The organism is Croceivirga thetidis (genome assembly GCF_012272815.1).
Classification (GTDB): Bacteria; Bacteroidota; Bacteroidia; order Flavobacteriales; family Flavobacteriaceae; genus Croceivirga; species Croceivirga thetidis.
Genome location: NZ_JAAWWL010000002.1, coordinates 488,317 through 506,330 on the forward strand (window position 1 = coordinate 488,317; position 18,014 = coordinate 506,330).

At 38.3% G+C, this 18,014-nt stretch carries 17 protein-coding genes; 11 read left to right on the top strand and 6 right to left on the bottom strand.

Features of this window, described 5'->3' with window-relative positions; genetic code table 11:
* Nucleotides 1-5: 5 nt before the first annotated feature.
* The 3 genes from HCU67_RS09905 to HCU67_RS09915 are packed head-to-tail and all read right to left on the bottom strand — an operon-like array spanning nucleotide 6 to nucleotide 1,365.
* On the bottom strand, nucleotides 6-506 hold the full coding sequence (locus HCU67_RS09905) for a VOC family protein (protein ID WP_246865756.1): 501 nt from the start codon (nucleotides 504-506) through the stop codon (nucleotides 6-8).
* A gap of 22 nt (nucleotides 507-528) precedes the next feature.
* Nucleotides 529-954, bottom strand: a complete 426-nt coding sequence (locus HCU67_RS09910; RefSeq protein WP_168552469.1) for a VOC family protein — start codon at nucleotides 952-954, stop codon at nucleotides 529-531.
* A 57-nt stretch (nucleotides 955-1,011) separates the two neighbouring features.
* On the bottom strand, nucleotides 1,012-1,365 hold the full coding sequence (locus tag HCU67_RS09915; protein ID WP_168552470.1) for a winged helix-turn-helix transcriptional regulator: 354 nt from the start codon (nucleotides 1,363-1,365) through the stop codon (nucleotides 1,012-1,014).
* 115 nt (nucleotides 1,366-1,480) lie between these two features.
* On the opposite strand from HCU67_RS09915, the gene HCU67_RS09920 reads away from it, so the two are divergent.
* The 6 genes from HCU67_RS09920 (at nucleotide 1,481) to HCU67_RS09945 (ending at nucleotide 7,274) form a co-directional block, all read left to right on the top strand.
* Nucleotides 1,481-2,248: a type 1 glutamine amidotransferase domain-containing protein gene (locus HCU67_RS09920; RefSeq protein WP_168552471.1), complete on the top strand. Its 768-nt coding sequence runs from the start codon at nucleotides 1,481-1,483 to the stop codon at nucleotides 2,246-2,248.
* A gap of 21 nt (nucleotides 2,249-2,269) precedes the next feature.
* A complete protein-coding gene (locus tag HCU67_RS09925) occupies nucleotides 2,270-2,623 on the top strand; it encodes a SnoaL-like domain-containing protein (protein WP_168552472.1) in 354 nt (117 codons plus the stop codon).
* Nucleotides 2,624-3,253, top strand: coding sequence for an NADPH-dependent F420 reductase (locus HCU67_RS09930; protein ID WP_168552473.1), 630 nt, complete (start codon nucleotides 2,624-2,626; stop codon nucleotides 3,251-3,253). It abuts the gene before it with no gap.
* A 95-nt stretch (nucleotides 3,254-3,348) separates the two neighbouring features.
* Nucleotides 3,349-5,754, top strand: a complete 2,406-nt coding sequence (locus HCU67_RS09935; RefSeq protein ID WP_168552474.1) for a TonB-dependent receptor — start codon at nucleotides 3,349-3,351, stop codon at nucleotides 5,752-5,754.
* A 3-nt stretch (nucleotides 5,755-5,757) separates the two neighbouring features.
* A complete protein-coding gene (locus HCU67_RS09940; protein WP_168552475.1) occupies nucleotides 5,758-6,615 on the top strand; it encodes a DUF4249 family protein in 858 nt (285 codons plus the stop codon).
* A 218-nt stretch (nucleotides 6,616-6,833) separates the two neighbouring features.
* Nucleotides 6,834-7,274: a hypothetical protein gene (locus HCU67_RS09945; protein WP_168552476.1), complete on the top strand. Its 441-nt coding sequence runs from the start codon at nucleotides 6,834-6,836 to the stop codon at nucleotides 7,272-7,274.
* Between the two features lie 49 nt (nucleotides 7,275-7,323).
* Here HCU67_RS09945 and HCU67_RS09950 read toward each other — a convergent pair whose 3' ends face one another.
* Both HCU67_RS09950 and HCU67_RS09955 read right to left on the bottom strand, forming a co-directional pair.
* Entirely contained in the window at nucleotides 7,324-10,596 is a 3,273-nt protein-coding gene (locus tag HCU67_RS09950) for a sensor histidine kinase (RefSeq protein ID WP_168552477.1), read from the bottom strand.
* A 138-nt stretch (nucleotides 10,597-10,734) separates the two neighbouring features.
* Nucleotides 10,735-11,535 (bottom strand): DUF1853 family protein, encoded by an 801-nt coding sequence (locus HCU67_RS09955; RefSeq protein WP_168552478.1) that lies wholly within the window; start codon nucleotides 11,533-11,535, stop codon nucleotides 10,735-10,737.
* 75 nt (nucleotides 11,536-11,610) lie between these two features.
* On the opposite strand from HCU67_RS09955, the gene HCU67_RS09960 reads away from it, so the two are divergent.
* Both HCU67_RS09960 and HCU67_RS09965 read left to right on the top strand, forming a co-directional pair.
* On the top strand, nucleotides 11,611-12,777 hold the full coding sequence (locus HCU67_RS09960; RefSeq protein WP_168552479.1) for a vWA domain-containing protein: 1,167 nt from the start codon (nucleotides 11,611-11,613) through the stop codon (nucleotides 12,775-12,777).
* Between the two features lie 78 nt (nucleotides 12,778-12,855).
* A complete protein-coding gene (locus tag HCU67_RS09965; protein WP_168552480.1) occupies nucleotides 12,856-14,319 on the top strand; it encodes a MoxR family ATPase in 1,464 nt (487 codons plus the stop codon).
* Nucleotides 14,320-14,321: 2 nt separating this feature from the next.
* Here the strand turns inward: HCU67_RS09965 and HCU67_RS09970 are convergent, their stop codons facing one another.
* Nucleotides 14,322-15,539, bottom strand: a complete 1,218-nt coding sequence (locus HCU67_RS09970; RefSeq protein ID WP_168552481.1) for a DUF418 domain-containing protein — start codon at nucleotides 15,537-15,539, stop codon at nucleotides 14,322-14,324.
* A gap of 108 nt (nucleotides 15,540-15,647) precedes the next feature.
* On the opposite strand from HCU67_RS09970, the gene corA reads away from it, so the two are divergent.
* The 3 genes from corA (at nucleotide 15,648) to HCU67_RS09985 (ending at nucleotide 17,950) form a co-directional block, all read left to right on the top strand.
* The gene (gene corA, locus HCU67_RS09975; RefSeq protein WP_168552482.1) at nucleotides 15,648-16,733 is read left to right on the top strand and encodes a magnesium/cobalt transporter CorA; all 1,086 of its coding nucleotides are present in this window, start codon (nucleotides 15,648-15,650) and stop codon (nucleotides 16,731-16,733) included.
* Between the two features lie 156 nt (nucleotides 16,734-16,889).
* Nucleotides 16,890-17,390, top strand: a complete 501-nt coding sequence (locus HCU67_RS09980) for a Dps family protein (RefSeq protein ID WP_168552483.1) — start codon at nucleotides 16,890-16,892, stop codon at nucleotides 17,388-17,390.
* Nucleotides 17,391-17,440: 50 nt separating this feature from the next.
* Nucleotides 17,441-17,950 carry a hypothetical protein gene (locus tag HCU67_RS09985; protein WP_168552484.1) on the top strand — a complete coding sequence of 170 codons (510 nt, stop codon included), beginning with the start codon at nucleotides 17,441-17,443 and terminating at the stop codon, nucleotides 17,948-17,950.
* Nucleotides 17,951-18,014: the final 64 nt, after the last annotated feature.

Genomic DNA, 18,014 nt, shown 5'->3' on the forward strand with positions numbered 1-18,014 from the left:
CTAATCTATTTTAAATTCAATTGCCAAGAGACACCGAATTGGTCTGTGACAAACCCAAATTTTTGACTAAAGCCATAGTTGTTCAAGGGCATAAGCACTGTTCCGTTCTCGGCAAGTCTATCGAACAAAGACTCAAGTTCAGCCTCATCCGAACAATTCACAAAATTCGAAACCGCAGGGGTAAAGTCCCATTCGTGTATTGGTGGGCTGTCACTGCACATGTAAAGGCTGCCATTTAACTGAAAAGTTGCGTACTTAATGGTGCCTTCTTTTGAAGGCATACCAGGACCCCAGCGTTCTATGTCAATCACTTTGGAATTGTCAAATAGGCTGACGTAAAAATTCATTGCCTGTTCTGCATCTTCTTTTTGAAAGGTCAAAAAGGTCAGCAATTCTCCCTTGGCCTTGTTTTCATTAGATGAGTCTGTCATTTGAGTATTGCTTTGGGCATTGGAAATCGTAATTAGGAGTAATCCCAGGAAAAGGGTGATTGATTGTTTTTTCATCTGTAGTGTTATTTTTAGTGTTTCATTCAGAAAGTAAAAATTGCCAATTAATGCCATACGAATCTTGGCACCAGCCGTATTTTTTACCAAACCCATAGTCACCCTCTTCGTAGCTGTCAAACGGTACCATGACCATTCCACCGTTTCCTGAAAGCTTGTCAAAATAACCTACTAATTCAGCCTCTGAATCTGATTCAATATAAATCGAAACAGCTGGACTAAAGCTCCAAGCATGATCATAATTGCTCTCAGAGACCATATATTCCGTTCCATTTAAGGTGAAAATGCCAAACTTGATGAGCTCTGGGGTGCCACCACCTTCACCTTCGGTATAGGCTATGGTTTTTTTCCACTCAGAATTGGGAAAGACTGATATGTATAGATCTATGGCTTCCTTGGCCTTGCCACATTGGTCGCCAACAAAAGTGAGAAAGGTGGTTGTTTTCATTATGGAAGGTGTTTGTTAGGAGGTGCTTTAAAGATAAGAAATCAATTCTTCCATTGCTTACTTCATATCATGTTGAATTCCCTCAAGTTCCATAAGGGTCAATCCATAATCTCGAATGGTTTCAATAATAGGTATGGCCGTTTTTCCCTTTTCAGTAATAGAGTATTCCACTTTGGGTGGAACAACGGGATAGACTTTTCTATGGATAAATCCTTCAGCCTCCAATTGCCGTAATTGACTGGTCAACATCTTATCGGTGATATGCGGAATGTCTTTTTTAAGCTCCCCAAAACGGAAAATACGTTCCTTTAAACGCCAAAGTATCGGCATCTTCCAAGTACCCCCAATGCGGTCCATGGCAAATTCAACCGGATTATAATAGACCTTGTTGTTATAGATAAAATCTGGCATAACTATTTGTTTTTCAATATACTTTCTAAAAAGTTAGTATCGCTCTATTGGGTAAGTATATTGACTAAAGTAAGTTAATCATTCAACTTTGTTATCACAATTAAAACAACAATAAATGTCAAGTTCAATACAAGAAGTTCAAGAATACGTGCATGCCCATGGCATGCCCTTAAAAGGTAAAATCCTAATGGTGGCCAGTAGTCCAGCCCTTTCAGAACAAACGGGTTGGCTCATTGGATTTTGGGCAGCAGAATTGACCCATCCCTTACATGTTTTTCAAGAGGCGGGATATGAAGTGGAAATCGCTTCCACCGAAGGTGGCAAAATCGAAATGGATGGGTATTCAAATCCAACCGATGCAAGTGGATACTCCGCTCATGATGTTATTTCCTTGGGATATATGCAACTGGATTGGTTCAACGAAATCTTGGAAAACACCAAAAAGCTTAGCGATGTCAATGCTCTAGAATATGATGCCATTTTCTTGGTAGGTGGCCAAGGTCCAATGTATACCTTTCGAGGCAATAATGATTTGGAAAAATTGTTCACCGACTTCTATGAATCAGGTAAGCCCAGTGCCGCTGTCTGCCACTCTACAACCCTGCTATTAGAGGCTGAAAAGAGTGATGGCAATCTACTCGTGGATGGTAAAACATGGACAGGTTTTGCCAATGCCGAAGAAGAGTTTGCTGACCAAGCGGTCGGTCAAAAAATCCAACCGTATTGGATAGAAGAAGAGGCACAAAAATTATCCAACACCAACTTTAAAGTGGCTGCACCATTTAGTTCGTATGCCATACAAGATGGCAATTTGATTACGGGACAACAACAGAACTCAGGCACCGCAGCAGCAAAAATGGTTGTGCAACAATTGTCAATTTAATTTTCTTAAAAACACCTAGTAATGAGTATACAAGAAATTGCAGACCAATTAGTCGATCTATTAAGAAAAGGAAAATTTGAAGAAGCGCAGAAAACGTTATTTTCTGAAGACGCCGTCAGCAAAGAACCGTTATCATCCAATATTCCTAAGGTACACGGTTTAGAAGCCATTTTAAAGAAGGGCGAACAGTTTAGGAATAGTGTAGAGGCTTGGCACGGTATTACGGTAAGTGACGCATTGGTAACCGACAAGTTTATAGCGATACGACTCAAAGTTGAGTTGACCTTTAAAGAACAAGAACCCTCTACCATGGATGAACTAATTCTTTACAAGGTTAAAAAGGGAAAAGTACAACACGAACAATTTTTCTATTAAATGAAATTAGCATTCATTGGTATTGGCAAGGTAGGCTTTGCCTTGGCCAACAACTTTCATCAAAAAGGGCATGAAGTGATTGTAGCCCATAACAATATCCACAGCGAAAGCGTAGTGGGAGCCCAAAAACGAAACCCCTACTTTACGGCTCTGCCCATACAGGAAGCCATCAACACAGTGGATATCGTCTTTTTAGCAACGCCATTTATGGCAGCTGAGACTATTCTAAATTCGTTAGATTTTAATAGCAAAACACTGGTTGACTGCACTAACCCAGTTGGACCGGGTATCTCACACGGATTAGAAAGCAAAATCTCAGGAGCCGAAAAGATTCAGGAATGGGCCCCAACCGCCCAGGTCGTCAAAGCCTACACGATTTACGGGTTTGAAAATCTTGAAAACCCTAGTTTTCCTAACTATAATGTGAAACCGGTAATGCTTACAGCGGGCGATGATGAAGACGCCAAAAAACAAATTGAAACCCTAAATACCGATTTGGGTTTTGAAACTTTGGATACTGGCAACCTTTCACAGGCCTTGCATTTGGAACATATGACGCTACTTTGGGTGAAAATGGTGCGGGCCAATGGCCATCACCCCAATTTTACTTGGGCGTATTTGGAGCAGTAAATTTTCGAATACTTTTTTTTGAATTAATGCAACCCCTCTCTTTTTGATTTGTCTCTGGTGGTATAAAATGTTTAACAACCATCAAAAATCAAAAAATGAACAATAAAAAAGCTGTGAGTCCGGCAATCAAAACTACAATTTGGTTGCTGTGGCTCTTTTTTTTGGGCTGTATGTTGACCTTTGGTCAAGAAAGCCACACCATTAGCGGAACCATTACCGATAAAAGTAACGGCGAGACCCTTTTCGGAGCTTCCGTTTTCCTGATGGGCACGACCATTGGGGGTATTACTAACGAGTATGGGTTTTATTCCATCACTGCCCCAGAAGGGGAGTATGTGTTGAATATCTCCTATATGGGCTATACCGATGTCAACATCAAAATCAATCTCAATCAAGACATCAAACGTGATGTGGAGATTGCAGAATTCTCCACCGAACTCCAAGAAGTGGTAATTACTGCAGAAGAACCCGAACGTGCCATTCTAAGAAAACCTGAGATGAGCGTGGTAAAAATGAATGTGTCCACCATCAAGCAAACTCCAGTGGTCTTGGGCGAGGTTGATGTGCTCAAGAGTTTACAGCTCTTACCGGGGGTGACCAACAATGGCGAGGGAACAGGAGGTTTTCATGTTCGTGGCGGCGCACAGGACCAAAACCTGGTCTTGCTCGATGAGGCCATTATTTACAATACCTCGCATATGTTTGGCTTTTTTTCGGTCTTTAATGCCGATGCCATCAAAGATGTAAAACTCTACAAAGGGGGAATTCCCGCACGTTTTGGGGGTCGGGTGTCTTCGGTACTCGATATACGCCAAAAAGATGGGAATCGAAAAAACTATGCACTTACTGGCGGTATTGGTTTGATTTCAAGTCGTTTGACCGCCGAAGGTCCCGTTTTTGGGGATAAAGGTTCTTTTTTGATTGCAGGTCGTCGCTCCTATGTTGATTTTATTTTGGCTGCTGCGGGGGAGGACAATCGGGTTTCTTTTTATGATCTCAACCTGAAGACCAATTATCGTATAAACCGAAACAACAAGCTTTTTTTGAGTGGGTATTTTGGTCGTGATGCTTTTGATTTTGCTGGAATCTTTGAAAACAGCTACGGCAATGGTTCAGGCAACCTACGTTGGAACCATATTTTTAACGACCGTTTGTTTTCCAACCTTTCTGCTATATACAGTCGCTATGATTACGACCTCAATTTTGACCAAGATGATTTCGAGTGGGTTTCCTCAATCACCAATTACAACCTGAAATACGATATGAAGTACTACCTCAATGATAAATTCTCTTTGGATTTTGGGGTAAATGGCATCTACTACGATTTTGATCCAGGACAAATAGCGCCAACTTCAGAAACATCTCCTATTAATCCCTTTTCGCTAGACCAAAAAAGAGCCTTGGAGGGTGGGGTATACCTTAATGCGGAACATAAGCTTACTGATAGACTAACAGCTCAATATGGCTTGCGCTATAGTACCTTCTCTCGACTGGGTGGCCAACCGATTACCCAATATGAGAATGGATTGCCTGTTGTATACAATTCAGCTTTGGGCATTTATGAACGCGGGGTAGCGATTGGGGAAACCGATTTTGCCCGAAGTGAATCCATCCACACTTACGACAACTTTGAACCCCGAATTTCCTTGGCCTACCTTTTGAACGAGGATTCTTCGGTTAAGGCCGGATTCTCAAGAGCAGCACAGTACATTCATTTGTTGAGCAATACCTCTTCAGTTACTCCGCTTGATGTTTGGACCCCCAGTGGCTCGTTTATCGAACCACAAGTATCGAATCAGTATGCCTTGGGCTACTTTCGCAATTTTCTGGACAAGGAATATTCATTGGAGGTAGAGGCTTACTACAAAACGGTGGACAACCGCATTGACTATATCGATGGTTCTGAGCTTATTGGGCAAAATACCATCGAAACCGAAATTCTGAATGGTGAAATGCGTGCTTATGGACTGGAATTCTTATTACGTAAAAACGAAGGAGCTTTAACAGGTTGGCTGGCCTATACGCTTTCCAAATCCGAACAACGTACTCCTGGCGGTGCTGCTGGCGGCCCCGGCATCAACAATGGGGATTGGTACAACACCTTTTTTGACCGCACGCACGATATCTCACTGACTGCGGCCTATAAACTGAACGACCAGTGGAGTTTTGGTTCAAATTTGGTTTTTCAAACAGGGCGTCCGGTGACCTATCCGAATGGGCAGTATCGCTATGAGGACCTGTCCATCGCAAGCTATGCACCTCGAAATTCAGACCGTTTACCGGCCTATCATAGAGTGGATGCCTCCATCACTTTTAGTCCAAAAAAGTACCAGAACAAACGCTTTAAAGGAGAGTGGGTGCTGAGTGTATACAACTTGTATCATCGAAAAAACGCAGCTTCTATTTCCTTCGGACAGAATTTGGAAACTGGAGCTAATGAAGCCACCCGAACCGCCATATTTGGCATACTCCCTTCATTTACCTACAACTTTAAATTTTAAGAAATGAGAACAATAGTAAAATACATTCCGATATTGATTTTAGCAGCACTTACCTCCTGTACAGATGTAGTGGATGTGACCGTGCAAGAAGGACCGGAACGTTTGGTAGTCGAAGCTTCCCTCGATTGGGAGAAAGGGACTAGTGGCAATGTACAGACTATTCGCTTGCGACAATCCACTCCTTTCTTTGATGAGGATAATATCATTGATGTGACCGGAGCCTCAGTTACTGTCACCGATGATAGTAATGGCAACCGTTTTACCTTCATAGACCAGAATAATGGTGCATACCAGACGAACAGTTTTCAACCAGTCTTAGGGCAATCCTATTCCCTCAGGATAGAATACAATGGCGAAGTCTATACTGCCCAGGAAACCATGACCTCAGTTACAAACATCACAGATATTTTTCAATCTCGTGAAGAAGGTTTTGAATTAGATCTGTTGGAAGTTAATGTGGTTTTTACCGACCCGGAAACTGAAGGAGACAATTACTTATTTAAATTTCAACGCCAAGGTGATTTATTACCAATGTTAGAATATGCTGAAGATGAATTTGTAAATGGCAATGAAATTGAATGGTGGTTCGAACCGGAAGATGAAGACAATATACGTCCCTTTGAAGCAGGTGATATCGTAGATATTGAGATGTTCGGTATTTCGCGGGCCTATTATAACTACGTCAGTATTTTGATTGACCAAATAGGTGGTGTGGGCATTTTTGAAACTACGCCGGTGACTGTTAAAGGCAATGTCATAAATCAAACAAATTCTGATAATTATGCCTTTGGATACTTTCGATTGTCAGAGGTAGATCGCGCCAGCTACACATTTGTGGAAGATACCATCAATGCAAAGTAATTTAGAATTTTAACGACCCCCGATAGGTTTGATGTGTGAAGGTGTCGAGTTGCTAGCGCTCGGCACTTTTGTCATCATATAGCCCTCTCTTTTAGAAATTATCGGAGCAGACATAATGATTACTTGTTAAACTGTTCCTAAAAATGATAAGCAAGTTCATTACAATGCAACCCTTAACGTATGCCAACTGTCTTTGCAAAAAACAAAGTATATTATTTATGAGAAAATTTTTTATTACTGCAATTGTTGCAATTACTGCTACAGTTAGTGTTAATGCACAAGAGTACAAAGTAATTACCAGCGTAGAATCTATAGTTCCGAGCGGATTGGGTCGTTCACGAATCATTTCTGCAAATGAGGACAAAGATTATCAAGAATACACTAGTGTTCAAACCGAGGAAGACAATACCAGAAATAAATCTAGCAGAAAGGACATTCGGGTCAAGAATTTTGAAGAAACCAAACTTTTAAACTTTTTCAATGTTGGGGGCATCCGTTTTCAAAATATTGCAGCCAATGATGCCCTAATAACTTCAAAAATTAATACCATGATTGAAGAAGGATGGGAGTTGGCCTTTGTGACCAGTGCAGTTGAAAGTGCTGGCGGTAAAGGAGATGCGAACGGAATTTTTATTACGCGCTATATTTTTAAGCGTTAGGTTGATTGTAGATTGATAGTCGAAGCCTCTCTTTTGGGAGGCTTTTTTATTAGTCCACTTTTGCGAATTGGTTAGATTTCTTAATCCTATTTTTTGGTAAATTCTTCTCAATTTTAGGAAAGGATACAATAAATGAGGTTCCCTTACCAACCCCTTCTGATTCGGCTCGAATTGAACCGTTATGGGATTCTACAATTTTTTTGACCATATAAAGTCCTAGGCCTGTACCCTTGACTTTAGGATGGAACCTTTCAAATGGGGCAAAAAGCTTTTGAATTGATTTTTCGTCCATACCGGAGCCATTATCAATTACAATGAATTCGATGCGTTCATTACTTTCATTAGTTTCTACAAGTACTGTTGGATGTTCTTGGTCCCCCATGTATTTGATGGCATTATCCATTAAATTGCTGAAAATCTGAATCATTCTGTTTTTGTCTCCTTTTATACTTGGTAGGTTTTTGACGATTCTGATTTCAATATTTCCAACACTCTGTTTGCCATGAACAAAGTTGTGGGCTAGTGTCATTACTTCATTCATATCAAGAACTTCCATTTTGTTGGCCACCTCACCCAATTTAGCGACCTTGGTAATGTCTTCGATAAGACCGTGCATTGTTTCACATGAAGTTCCAATCATGTTTAAATATTTCTTGAGGTTGGGTACATCTATATTAGCTGTTTCGATTGAAATCACATCCATTAGTCCTTGAATTCCAGATAGTGGACCCTTTAAATCATGTGAAATGGAATAAGCGAACTTTTGAATTTCTTCGTTTTTGTTTTTAAGCTCAGAGGCCGCTTCAGAAAGTTTTTGTTTTTCTTGGTTTAGTTCTTGCGTTCGAATTCCAATAGTTTTCTCAAGTTTAATTTGGTAGCGTTTCATATTTCTGACACGCATGTAATAGGCAAGGTATACACTAAGAACTATTGCTAATCCCACTAACATTTTAAACCACCACGTCTGCCAAAATGGAGGTAAAATCGTTACATGTAATTGTTTTTCATTAGTACCCCATATTCCATCTGTATTTGTAGCTCTGAGACGAAATGTGTAATTGCCTGGGTCAAGGTTAGTGTAAGTTGCACTTTTGGTATTCCCTACAAAGTTCCATTCCGATTCAAATCCATCTAAGTAGAAGGCAAAGTTTATTTTTTCAGGATGACTATAGGTGAGGGTGTTGAATTCAATGTTAAATACGGAATGGTGGTGGTCGAGAACAATTGAATCAGTTTCCCTAATGGTCCGATTTAGAATTTCGTGTTCATCATCTGGCAAGACTTTTTTGTTGAATATTCTCAACCCAGTGAGGAGTAATTTTTCTTCATAACCTGATTTTTTTGCTTGCGTTGTTTTAAAAATGTTGAATCCGTTACTACCACCAAAAAGAATTTCATTTTGCATAGTTCGATAGGCCGAACTTTTATTGAATTTATCGTCCTGTAAACCATCAGATTTGTCGTATCTCAAAACACGGTTTGTGGCAACATCGAATCGAAGGATGCCCTGATCAGTACTTAGCCACAAATAGCCATTCTCATCCTCAACTATTCCTTTAACAGCTTCATTTTTTAATAATTCTAATTGAATGTGCTCAAAAGCATCTTCATTTGGGAGGTAACGATTCAGGCCAGAGGCAGTGCCTACCCAAATATTTTCTTTTGAATCTTGAAAAATAGCATTTACATAGTCGTTGCTTATTTCTTTATTCCCATTTTTCCAGTAATGCTCAATAGTCCATTTATCTTGTTCTTTTTCAATTAATTTGAATAATCCATCCGTTTGGGAACCTACCCAAACATGATTTTTTGAATCGACCAAAATTCGGGCAATTGTTGTAACCAATCCTTTTCCGTTGCTATGCTCCAATGAAAAAGTTTTATGTGCTTTGGACAAAGGATCATATAGTTGAATTCCGCCATGTAGTGTGCCGATCCATATTCTATTTTTTTGATCCTCGGTAACTGAAAAGACGTTATTTGAAGCCAGAAATGAATTTTGACTATTTAATGCTTGATATTTGCCGGTTTTGCTATTGAAAATTCCCAAACCATTGGCCCATGAGCCAAGCCACAATTCACCATTTTCCCTACCGTGAATCGCTAAAACCACATTGGTATGTAACGTATTTTCCTTTAAACTAAAATGTGAAAATGAATTCTTATTTCTATCCCAGTAATTGAGGCCACCACCATCTGTTCCAATGTAAAGATTACCATTGGGGTCCTCGTAAAAACATTGTACAATGTTATTGTTCAATGAGTTTTCATTGAAATAGTTTTGAGAAATGCTGGTAAACTTGAAAAAATTTGGATCTACAAAGTTTAGACCTTTTTGAAATATACCCAGCCACATTACATTTTTTGTGCCTTTGTGTAATGACCAAATGGAATTGCCTGAAATTGATTTTTCTGTTTTGAAATCGGCCTTGTAATTATGAAAACCATCCTTTTCTCGGTGCCTAATCCATACACCGGCGTTTTCGCTTCCCAACCAAAGTTGGCCTAATTCATCGGTTTCAATGGCTAAAATGGAATGCCCTAAACAAACACTTTCAGACTTCGCATTTAACAATTCAAAATCATTATTCAATTGTAAGGTAATCAAGCTGCCTGACCAAGTTCCCGCGTATAATGAAGAGTTAAAGGCCAATTTGGCAGAACCAATAGTTTCGTTGGTTTTATAAAGTTGTTCAACGACCCCAGTCGGTTTTATAGCATAAATAGCATGCTGTGCGACTACTAAAAGATTTTCGTTTTGAGCATTTTTAAATACCGCATTGATATTTTCTTTATTTCCGAGCTGGCTTAAAATAATTTCATTAGTCTCTCCGGTTTCCTCGTTGTAACGATATAGACCGTTCTCACGCGTTCCCATCCACAAGTATTTACCCGTGTTGACAATGCCTTTAATATATTTTCCCTGTAAAAAAGTGCTTTGTTTTTTGAAAGGATAGGGCTTGACAATATCCAACCTTCTGTCATAGATATTCAAACCATTGAGTGTTCCAAAATATAAATTTTGCAGATGGTCTTCGTAGATTTCTGTAACATAACCATCCGTAAGGCCCAGAGCATTTTCATCCCCGGTTTTAAATGCTTTAAAAGAAGTTCCGTTAAATCTGAACACTCCGTTTTGGGTGCCTATCCATAAAAATCCTTCGTAATCTTCAAAAATTTGGGTTGGGGAGGCTTGAAAGATGTCTTCAGAAATTTTCCTAAATTCAATTGAATCAGCGTTTGATTGGGGGAATAGAGGGCCATATATGCCTAGTACGCATAGTATTAATGTACATATAAATTTTGGCCTGTGGGAAAACATAAGTAGTAATTATACTACAAATAAATTCAGAATATTATATCAATTGAAATATTTGTTGGCAAACAATCCAAAACTGTTGTTGATCGGTTGAAATGCACATTTTGAATTTAACAACCTCAGTAAAATTGTTCTGAAACGCTACCACCAAACAACAAATAACTTTGTCATCTCCCCTGATGCATGCTTTATCCAAAGCATTGGAGAATTTTCTTTAATCATATGAAGATTGACTTCCATTAGGATTTCAAAGTGGGATTTCCAATCAACAGCCTGATGTGGTTTCAAAACCCATTCAGTTTTATGTGGTATGTAGAATTGAGCTAAGCCAAATTCTTTTGAATTGAATTCATCAAATCGAACCCAATTGCCAACGATACAATCTCCATTCAGTGGGCGAATCGAACTTTTGTTTACATAGGGTTCGAAAAGCTGTGCTTTGAAACAACATTGTTGATTAATCTCAAAAGGATTGATGTCGTGAGATTTCCAATAGGGAAGAAGACTTTCGTGATGGAGCAGGGGCAACTGCTTTTCTTTAAGCTTGTCCAATTTGGTATAAAACATATCCCGTTTATTAGGGCCCATTAAACGATAGATAGGCTCAGAAATTTCAGGATTGATAATGTAGAATTTATACGCCAATTCCACATGAAGATGCATTCCGTTCAATACGTCCTTTAAGATGAAATCCAGCTCTCCGACCCTTATTTTGCCTTCTTCGATTAAAAGATTACTAAAAATAACCTCGTGCGTGGAAGATATAGAAACCAAATGCTTGAACACATGTTCCATCTGATGCCCAAGACGAAGATTGGTTGGTAATTCAAATGGTTCGGGATTACTTAAATCAACCTCGGGAAAAACAAACTGTTTTAGTCCAAACTGTTGATTTTTCCATAAAGGAGCGGTTTCATAAAATCCGTTTAGAAGTGCATTCACCTTTCAAAAATATTGCAATGCGTTAACTTTTCTTAAAAGATTTTTTCGCTTTAAAGAATGACGTAATTTTAACAAATGGCTATGGAATTGAAAAAAGGATTTCGTTTTACCACATACGAAGCTCCGAACATTTCCCCTTTCGAGAAATTATTTGAAATTTTCCAGGAATTGATTACCCATACTTCAGGAGATTTTGATGAGGCTATAGATTGGCTTCGTCAACTCGACCAGGAATATGAGTTGACCGACGACGATTACACCATTGATGATTTTATCGAAGATTTAAAAAACAAGGGCTATATACGCGAAGAGTTTGAAGATGGTGGAGGTGAAATGGGTGAAGCTGGAGAAGTTGGTGAAGAAGGTGACGGTCGCGGCGGAAAAATTAACATCACTGCCAAATTGGAACAAATGCTTCGTAAACGAGCTTTAGATCAAATTTTTGGAAAAATAAAGCGAAGTGGTTCTGGTAATCACAAAACCGGAAAGTTAGGCCAAGGCGATGAGCATTCCGGTGAGTTTCGAGAATATCGCTTTGGTGATGCCCTAGATCGTATTTCAATGACGGAAAGTTTAAAAAATGCCCAAATCAACCATGGTGTGGGTAATTTCTCGTTGGACGAAGGAGATTTGGTCGTTGAGGATACAGAATTTAAGGCCCAGATGAGTACTGTGCTAATGATTGACATCAGCCATAGCATGATTCTCTACGGTGAGGACAGGATTACGCCGGCTAAAAAAGTTGCCATGGCCTTGGCAGAATTGATAACCACCCGTTATCCGAAAGATACTTTGGATATTCTAGTGTTCGGCAACGATGCCTGGCCTATTTCAATAAAGGAACTACCTTATTTGAAAGTGGGACCGTATCATACAAATACTGTTGCTGGACTACAATTGGCAATGGATATGCTGCGACGAAAGCGAAATACCAACAAGCAGATCTTCATGATTACCGACGGTAAGCCAAGTTGTCTGCGTTTGCCCAATGGAGATTACTATAAGAACAGTGTTGGTCTAGATGATTACATAATTGAGAAGTGTTATAATATGGCTTCCCAAGCGCGAAAGTTGCACATTCCAATAACCACTTTTATGATTGCCCAAGACCCTTATTTAATGCAGTTTATTCGTGAATTTACACAAGCAAATAGGGGTAAGGCTTTTTACACTGGATTAAAAGGTCTGGGCGAAATGATTTTTGAAGATTACGAAAACAATAGAAAAAAAAGGATAAAGTAATTGGGGGCCATTACTACGATAATAGAAACTGATAACCCCTAAAATTCTGCACGAATTGCAAAATGGCAAAAGCTGAATATGAAAATAGAGAATATCAAAACCTTAGGAGAACTAAAGAATTCAGGCTATGAGAGCAAAAGCATCAAAGATGAATTGCGTGATAACCTGCGTGAAAAAATAAAAGCTGGTGAAAACGTGTTTGTTGGAATCTGGGGTTATGAAAACTCCGTAATTCCAGAACTGGAACGAGCCATTCTTTCAAGACACAATATCAATTTGTTAGGTTTGCGTGGTCAGGCAAAAACACGATTGGCACGTTTGATGGTCAATTTGTTGGACGAATATATTCCTTATGTGGAGGGTTCGGAAATACATGACGACCCGTATCAACCCATGTCTAGATTTGCGAAAGAAATTTTAGCTGAAAAAGGAGATGACACTCCGATTTCATGGTTGCACCGTGATGAACGATTTTATGAAAAATTGGCCACTCCAGATGTAACGGTGGCGGATTTAATCGGAGATGTGGACCCTATTAAAGCAGCGAATTTAAAATTAAGTTATGCCGATGACCGTGTAATTCATTTTGGAATGATTCCTAGGGCGAATCGTTGCATTTTTGTCATAAACGAGCTTCCAGATTTGCAAGCTAGAATTCAAGTAGCGCTATTCAACATTCTTCAAGAAGGTGATATTCAAATACGAGGATTTAAACTTCGATTGCCACTGGATGTTCAATTTGTGTTTACTGCAAACCCTGAAGATTACACCAATCGAGGAAGTATCGTCACACCTTTGAAGGATAGAATAGGTTCTCAAATTTTAACTCATTATCCTGAGGACTTGGAAACAGCAAAAAAAATCACAAAACAAGAAGCCCAATTGGATTCTAGACAAAGTGAACACATCTATGTTCCTGATCTGGCAATGGATGTTTTGGAACAAATCGGTTTCGAGGCACGCAATAGTGAATATGTAGATGCCAAAAGCGGTGTAAGTGCCCGTATGAGCATTACTGCATTTGAAAACTTGTTAAGTGCTGCTGAAAGACGAATGTTGCTTTCTGGTGTGGATGAAACCAAAATACGTGTCAGTGACTTTATGGGTGTAATCCCATCAATTACAGGTAAGATAGAACTGGTGTATGAGGGAGAGCAGGAGGGAGCCGCTTTTGTTGCGGAAACGTTGCTGGAAGAGGCCATTAAAAATATCTTCCCAAACTACTTCCCAAAAATCAGTAAGTTAGAAAAGAAGGGTGAACCAACAGCTTATGATGAGTTAATTGCTTGGTTTTTTGATTCTGATGGTTTCGAACTTTATGATGAAGATTCAGATGAAACCTATTTGAAAAAACTGGATTCAATTCCACCTTTGAATTCATTAATTCGAGAGTATGGGGGAGATATAGCAGAATCTGACCATTACTTCTTGAAAGAGTTGCTTTTATGGGGACTTGTATCCAACAAAAAACTCAGTAAATACCGTTTTCAAAATGGTGTTCGGTTTAAAGATTTGTATGGTAGCTACATAAGTGGACTCTAAGCTCATTTTTTAAAAGGAAAAATCCTAAAGAATGTGAGACTACGCCATAACCATTCCAATGGCCCATAGTTAAAGTGTTTAAGCCAAAGTCGGCTTAACCACATTTGTAGCCCAATAAAAACTATGGCAATCAAAAATGTATAGCTCTGTCTAAGTTCTCCTATGTAACCAAGGCCCCAACCAAATAGTATAAATGTAAAAATGATACTTTGTAAAACGTAATTGGTTAGTGCCATACGACCATAAGGGGCAAATTTCAGTAATCGTTTCTCCCAATTAGATTTGCGAAACAACATTGTAAAAAACACAATATACATTATGGTCATTGATGCATTGGCCAAATCCATACCTGTAAATCCGACCATGGCGTTCCAACTATTCATATTAAAATTTTGACCCATACTAGCGAATCCTCCTATCATTATGCCAATAGAGACCAATAAGCCAATTGCACTATAAGCCAAAACCTTCTTGGTTATTTTTTTGTCCTCTCTAAACCGATTAAAAAATCCGTTCCTACCAACCAGAAGGCCCAAGAGAAAAAATGCAAATGTGAAATAGGCTCTTCCGAAAATCCCGTATTGAAATTCTAACTTTTCAAGATGTCCTGTTGTGGCATTCCAACTAAATACATCATTGATACTTCCATTCTTTAAGATGTCGTAATACGCGGTAACTTGAGAAGCATTACCGTCAGTTGGAAGTGAATTAAAAACACCTTCACCATGGGTGAGTCCAAAGACTACAAATCTGCCTAAACCCAAAAAAAGTAGGATACTTACTATATATATCCATTTAGAATTCATTTTATAAAATGGGATTAAAAGCAGTCCTAAAGATGCATAAATGGTCAAGATATCGCCTCTATAGAAGAGGTGGTGTAAATAACCAATGGCAAATAGAATTACTAATCGCCAAAAAAACCGGCCACCAAAATAATTGCCCCTTTTCCTACCATTATCCATTTGAATGAAAAAACTTAATCCAAATAAAAATGAAAAGAGGGCTATAAATTTGCCCCTCAATAAAATGCCAATGAAATTATCAACAATATGGTCAGTTACACCTTGATGAACCGACTCATTGAAACTATTTGAGGGCATTCCCCCAATATAATTTTCAACTACATGACAAATAACGATGCCAGCAAGCGCAAAGCCCCGCAAAGCATCGATTATTGAAATTCGCTCAAACTGTACTGTTTTGGTAAGGTTGTTCACGTTCTCGGATTTATGGTTGTATCATAAGACTACCAAAACAAGGCTTTTGTTACAGTTTTGGGTTATATTAAATAAATCTATTTTTAATAAGCTTCAACAATATTTATTATGGCAAGAAAAAAGGTCCAAAAAATTAAATTACCAAAGGCTTTTCGTGCAAAATCCAAGTTGGGTAAAGCTCCTGGAGCTATAAACTATGTTGGTGGAAGAAAGGAGCAACTCACAAAGATTTCATTGTTGGAGTATACAAATGATAGCTTAAAGACTCAATACCCAAGGCCTTTAAAGCTAAAAGAGAGTATATCGAATGAAATGACCTCCTTTTGCAACGTAGTGGGGCTCGCTCAAGAAAATATTATTGATGGAATTGGAAAGTCATTTAATTTCAACAACCTTTTATTAGAGGACGTTGTGGACACCTTTCAGCGCCCAAAGATTGAAGAATTCGATGACCATGTTTTTGGGGTTTTCAAGATGCTATATCTAAACCAGGAAGACCTTTTGGTTGTTGAACATATGGCTATGGTGCTAATTGAAGGAACTGTGCTGGTTTTTCAAGAGACGGAAGAAGATGTTTTTGATGGTGTTCTCAACCGGATTGAACAAAAATTCGGTAGAATTAGATCAAGAGGTGCAGACTATTTGTTTTTTGCCTTGCTTGATGCAATTGTTGACCATTACTATATCGTTCTGGATGAAGTAAAGGATAAACTTGAATTACTTGAAGAAGAGGTATACAACAAGCCAAGTGAAGAAACTGCCAAAAGAATACAGTTGATAAAAAAAGAAATTTTGCGCATACGTAAATGGATTTTCCCAGTTAAGGATTTAGTAAATAGACTTATCGAATCTGAACATCAGTTAATCTCAAAGGATACCAAACTCTTTCTAAAAGATACTTTAGACCATTGCATTGAAATCAATGAAGATTTAACTCTTTATAGAGAGATGTCTACTAGTCTTATGGAAATGTATATGACCAGTGTCAGTAACAAAATGAATGAAGTAATGAAAGTACTGACCGTAATCGCGGCCATCTTTATTCCGCTGACCTTTTTGGCCGGGATTTATGGGATGAATTTCGAGTATATACCAGAGTTGCACTATCAGAACGGTTACTTTGTTCTTTGGGGTGTCTTTATTGCTATTGGCATTGGTCTGTTAATTCTATTTAAGAAGAAAGGCTGGCTTTAACATTCTATTCTGTTAACAAATGCAAAGAAGGGTTAAAGGCCGTTAAAGGCCTTGACAAAAGCGCTATTTCCCTTAGTTTATTAGTGTAATTATTTCAAAATCAATTATTTGAAGTTGTGATAATTCATAAATGAAGTTGAATCTTAAATGAAAAGAATGAATTATTTAAATCTAAATGAGGACAAATTGTCCAATGTGGTAATAGAGTTGAATCAATTATTGGCGGATTACCATTTGTACTATCAAAATCTGAGAAACTTTCATTGGAACATCATGGGAGATAATTTTTTCGATTTGCATAAAAAATTCGAAGAATTGTATACGGATGCCAGAGGAAAAATTGATGAGATAGCTGAACGTATTTTAACCTTGCGATATCATCCGATGAGCAATTACAGCGATTATTTAAAGCAATCGAACATCCAAGAAAACGAGACTACTTTATTAGATAATCAAATGGTCAGTGAAATTATAAACAATCACGCCATCCTTATAGCGCAAATGAATAAAGTATTGGCTACAGCTGAAGAAGCAGAAGATGAAGGAACCATTGATTTAATTGGAGCCTACATTCGTGAGCTAGAAAAAAGTAGTTGGATGTTGGATGCATGGAATAGAAAACAAAACCAGAAATTGAAAAAGATGATTGAGGCCTAAATCAAGGTATCAATAGATATAGAATGAAGTTGAATTTTAAAATGAAAAAGATGAATACAATAAAATTAGTTATATCGGTAACATTGTTGCTTTTAGCAATCAATGCACCTGCACAAGAATTACCAAATGAAGGCACAACAGAGGTCACTGAGAAAACCTTTACTATGAAAAATGGTGAAGAAACTATAGAAAACTCTGTGAGAATTACCACTTCGGTTAAACAAGCGGTTATGATTGATAAGAATAATAATGATGTAAATCGAAAGCGTATATATCCTCCAAAACTGGTGGTAAAAACAGTAGAAATCGATAATGACACCGATAATTTATATGATGAAAAAATAGAGTTCAGTTACTTAACGAATGAGCGAACCGACTTCACACTGATAAGTAGTGAGGAAGATATTATGTTGGTTGTTGAGGAAGGTGAAAATGTCACTGTTCTTGAAAATCAAAGATTGTTTAAAACCAATCAAGACAATAGAACAACGTATGTGTATACCAGTGAAGATGGAGACAAGATTGAATTTAGAATTGAAAAAAGTCCTATCAAGTCGTAAAGGCTATTAAATAAACCAAACAAAAGAGCCCCTTCAAAGGGGCTTTTTTATGTTTGAATGCAGA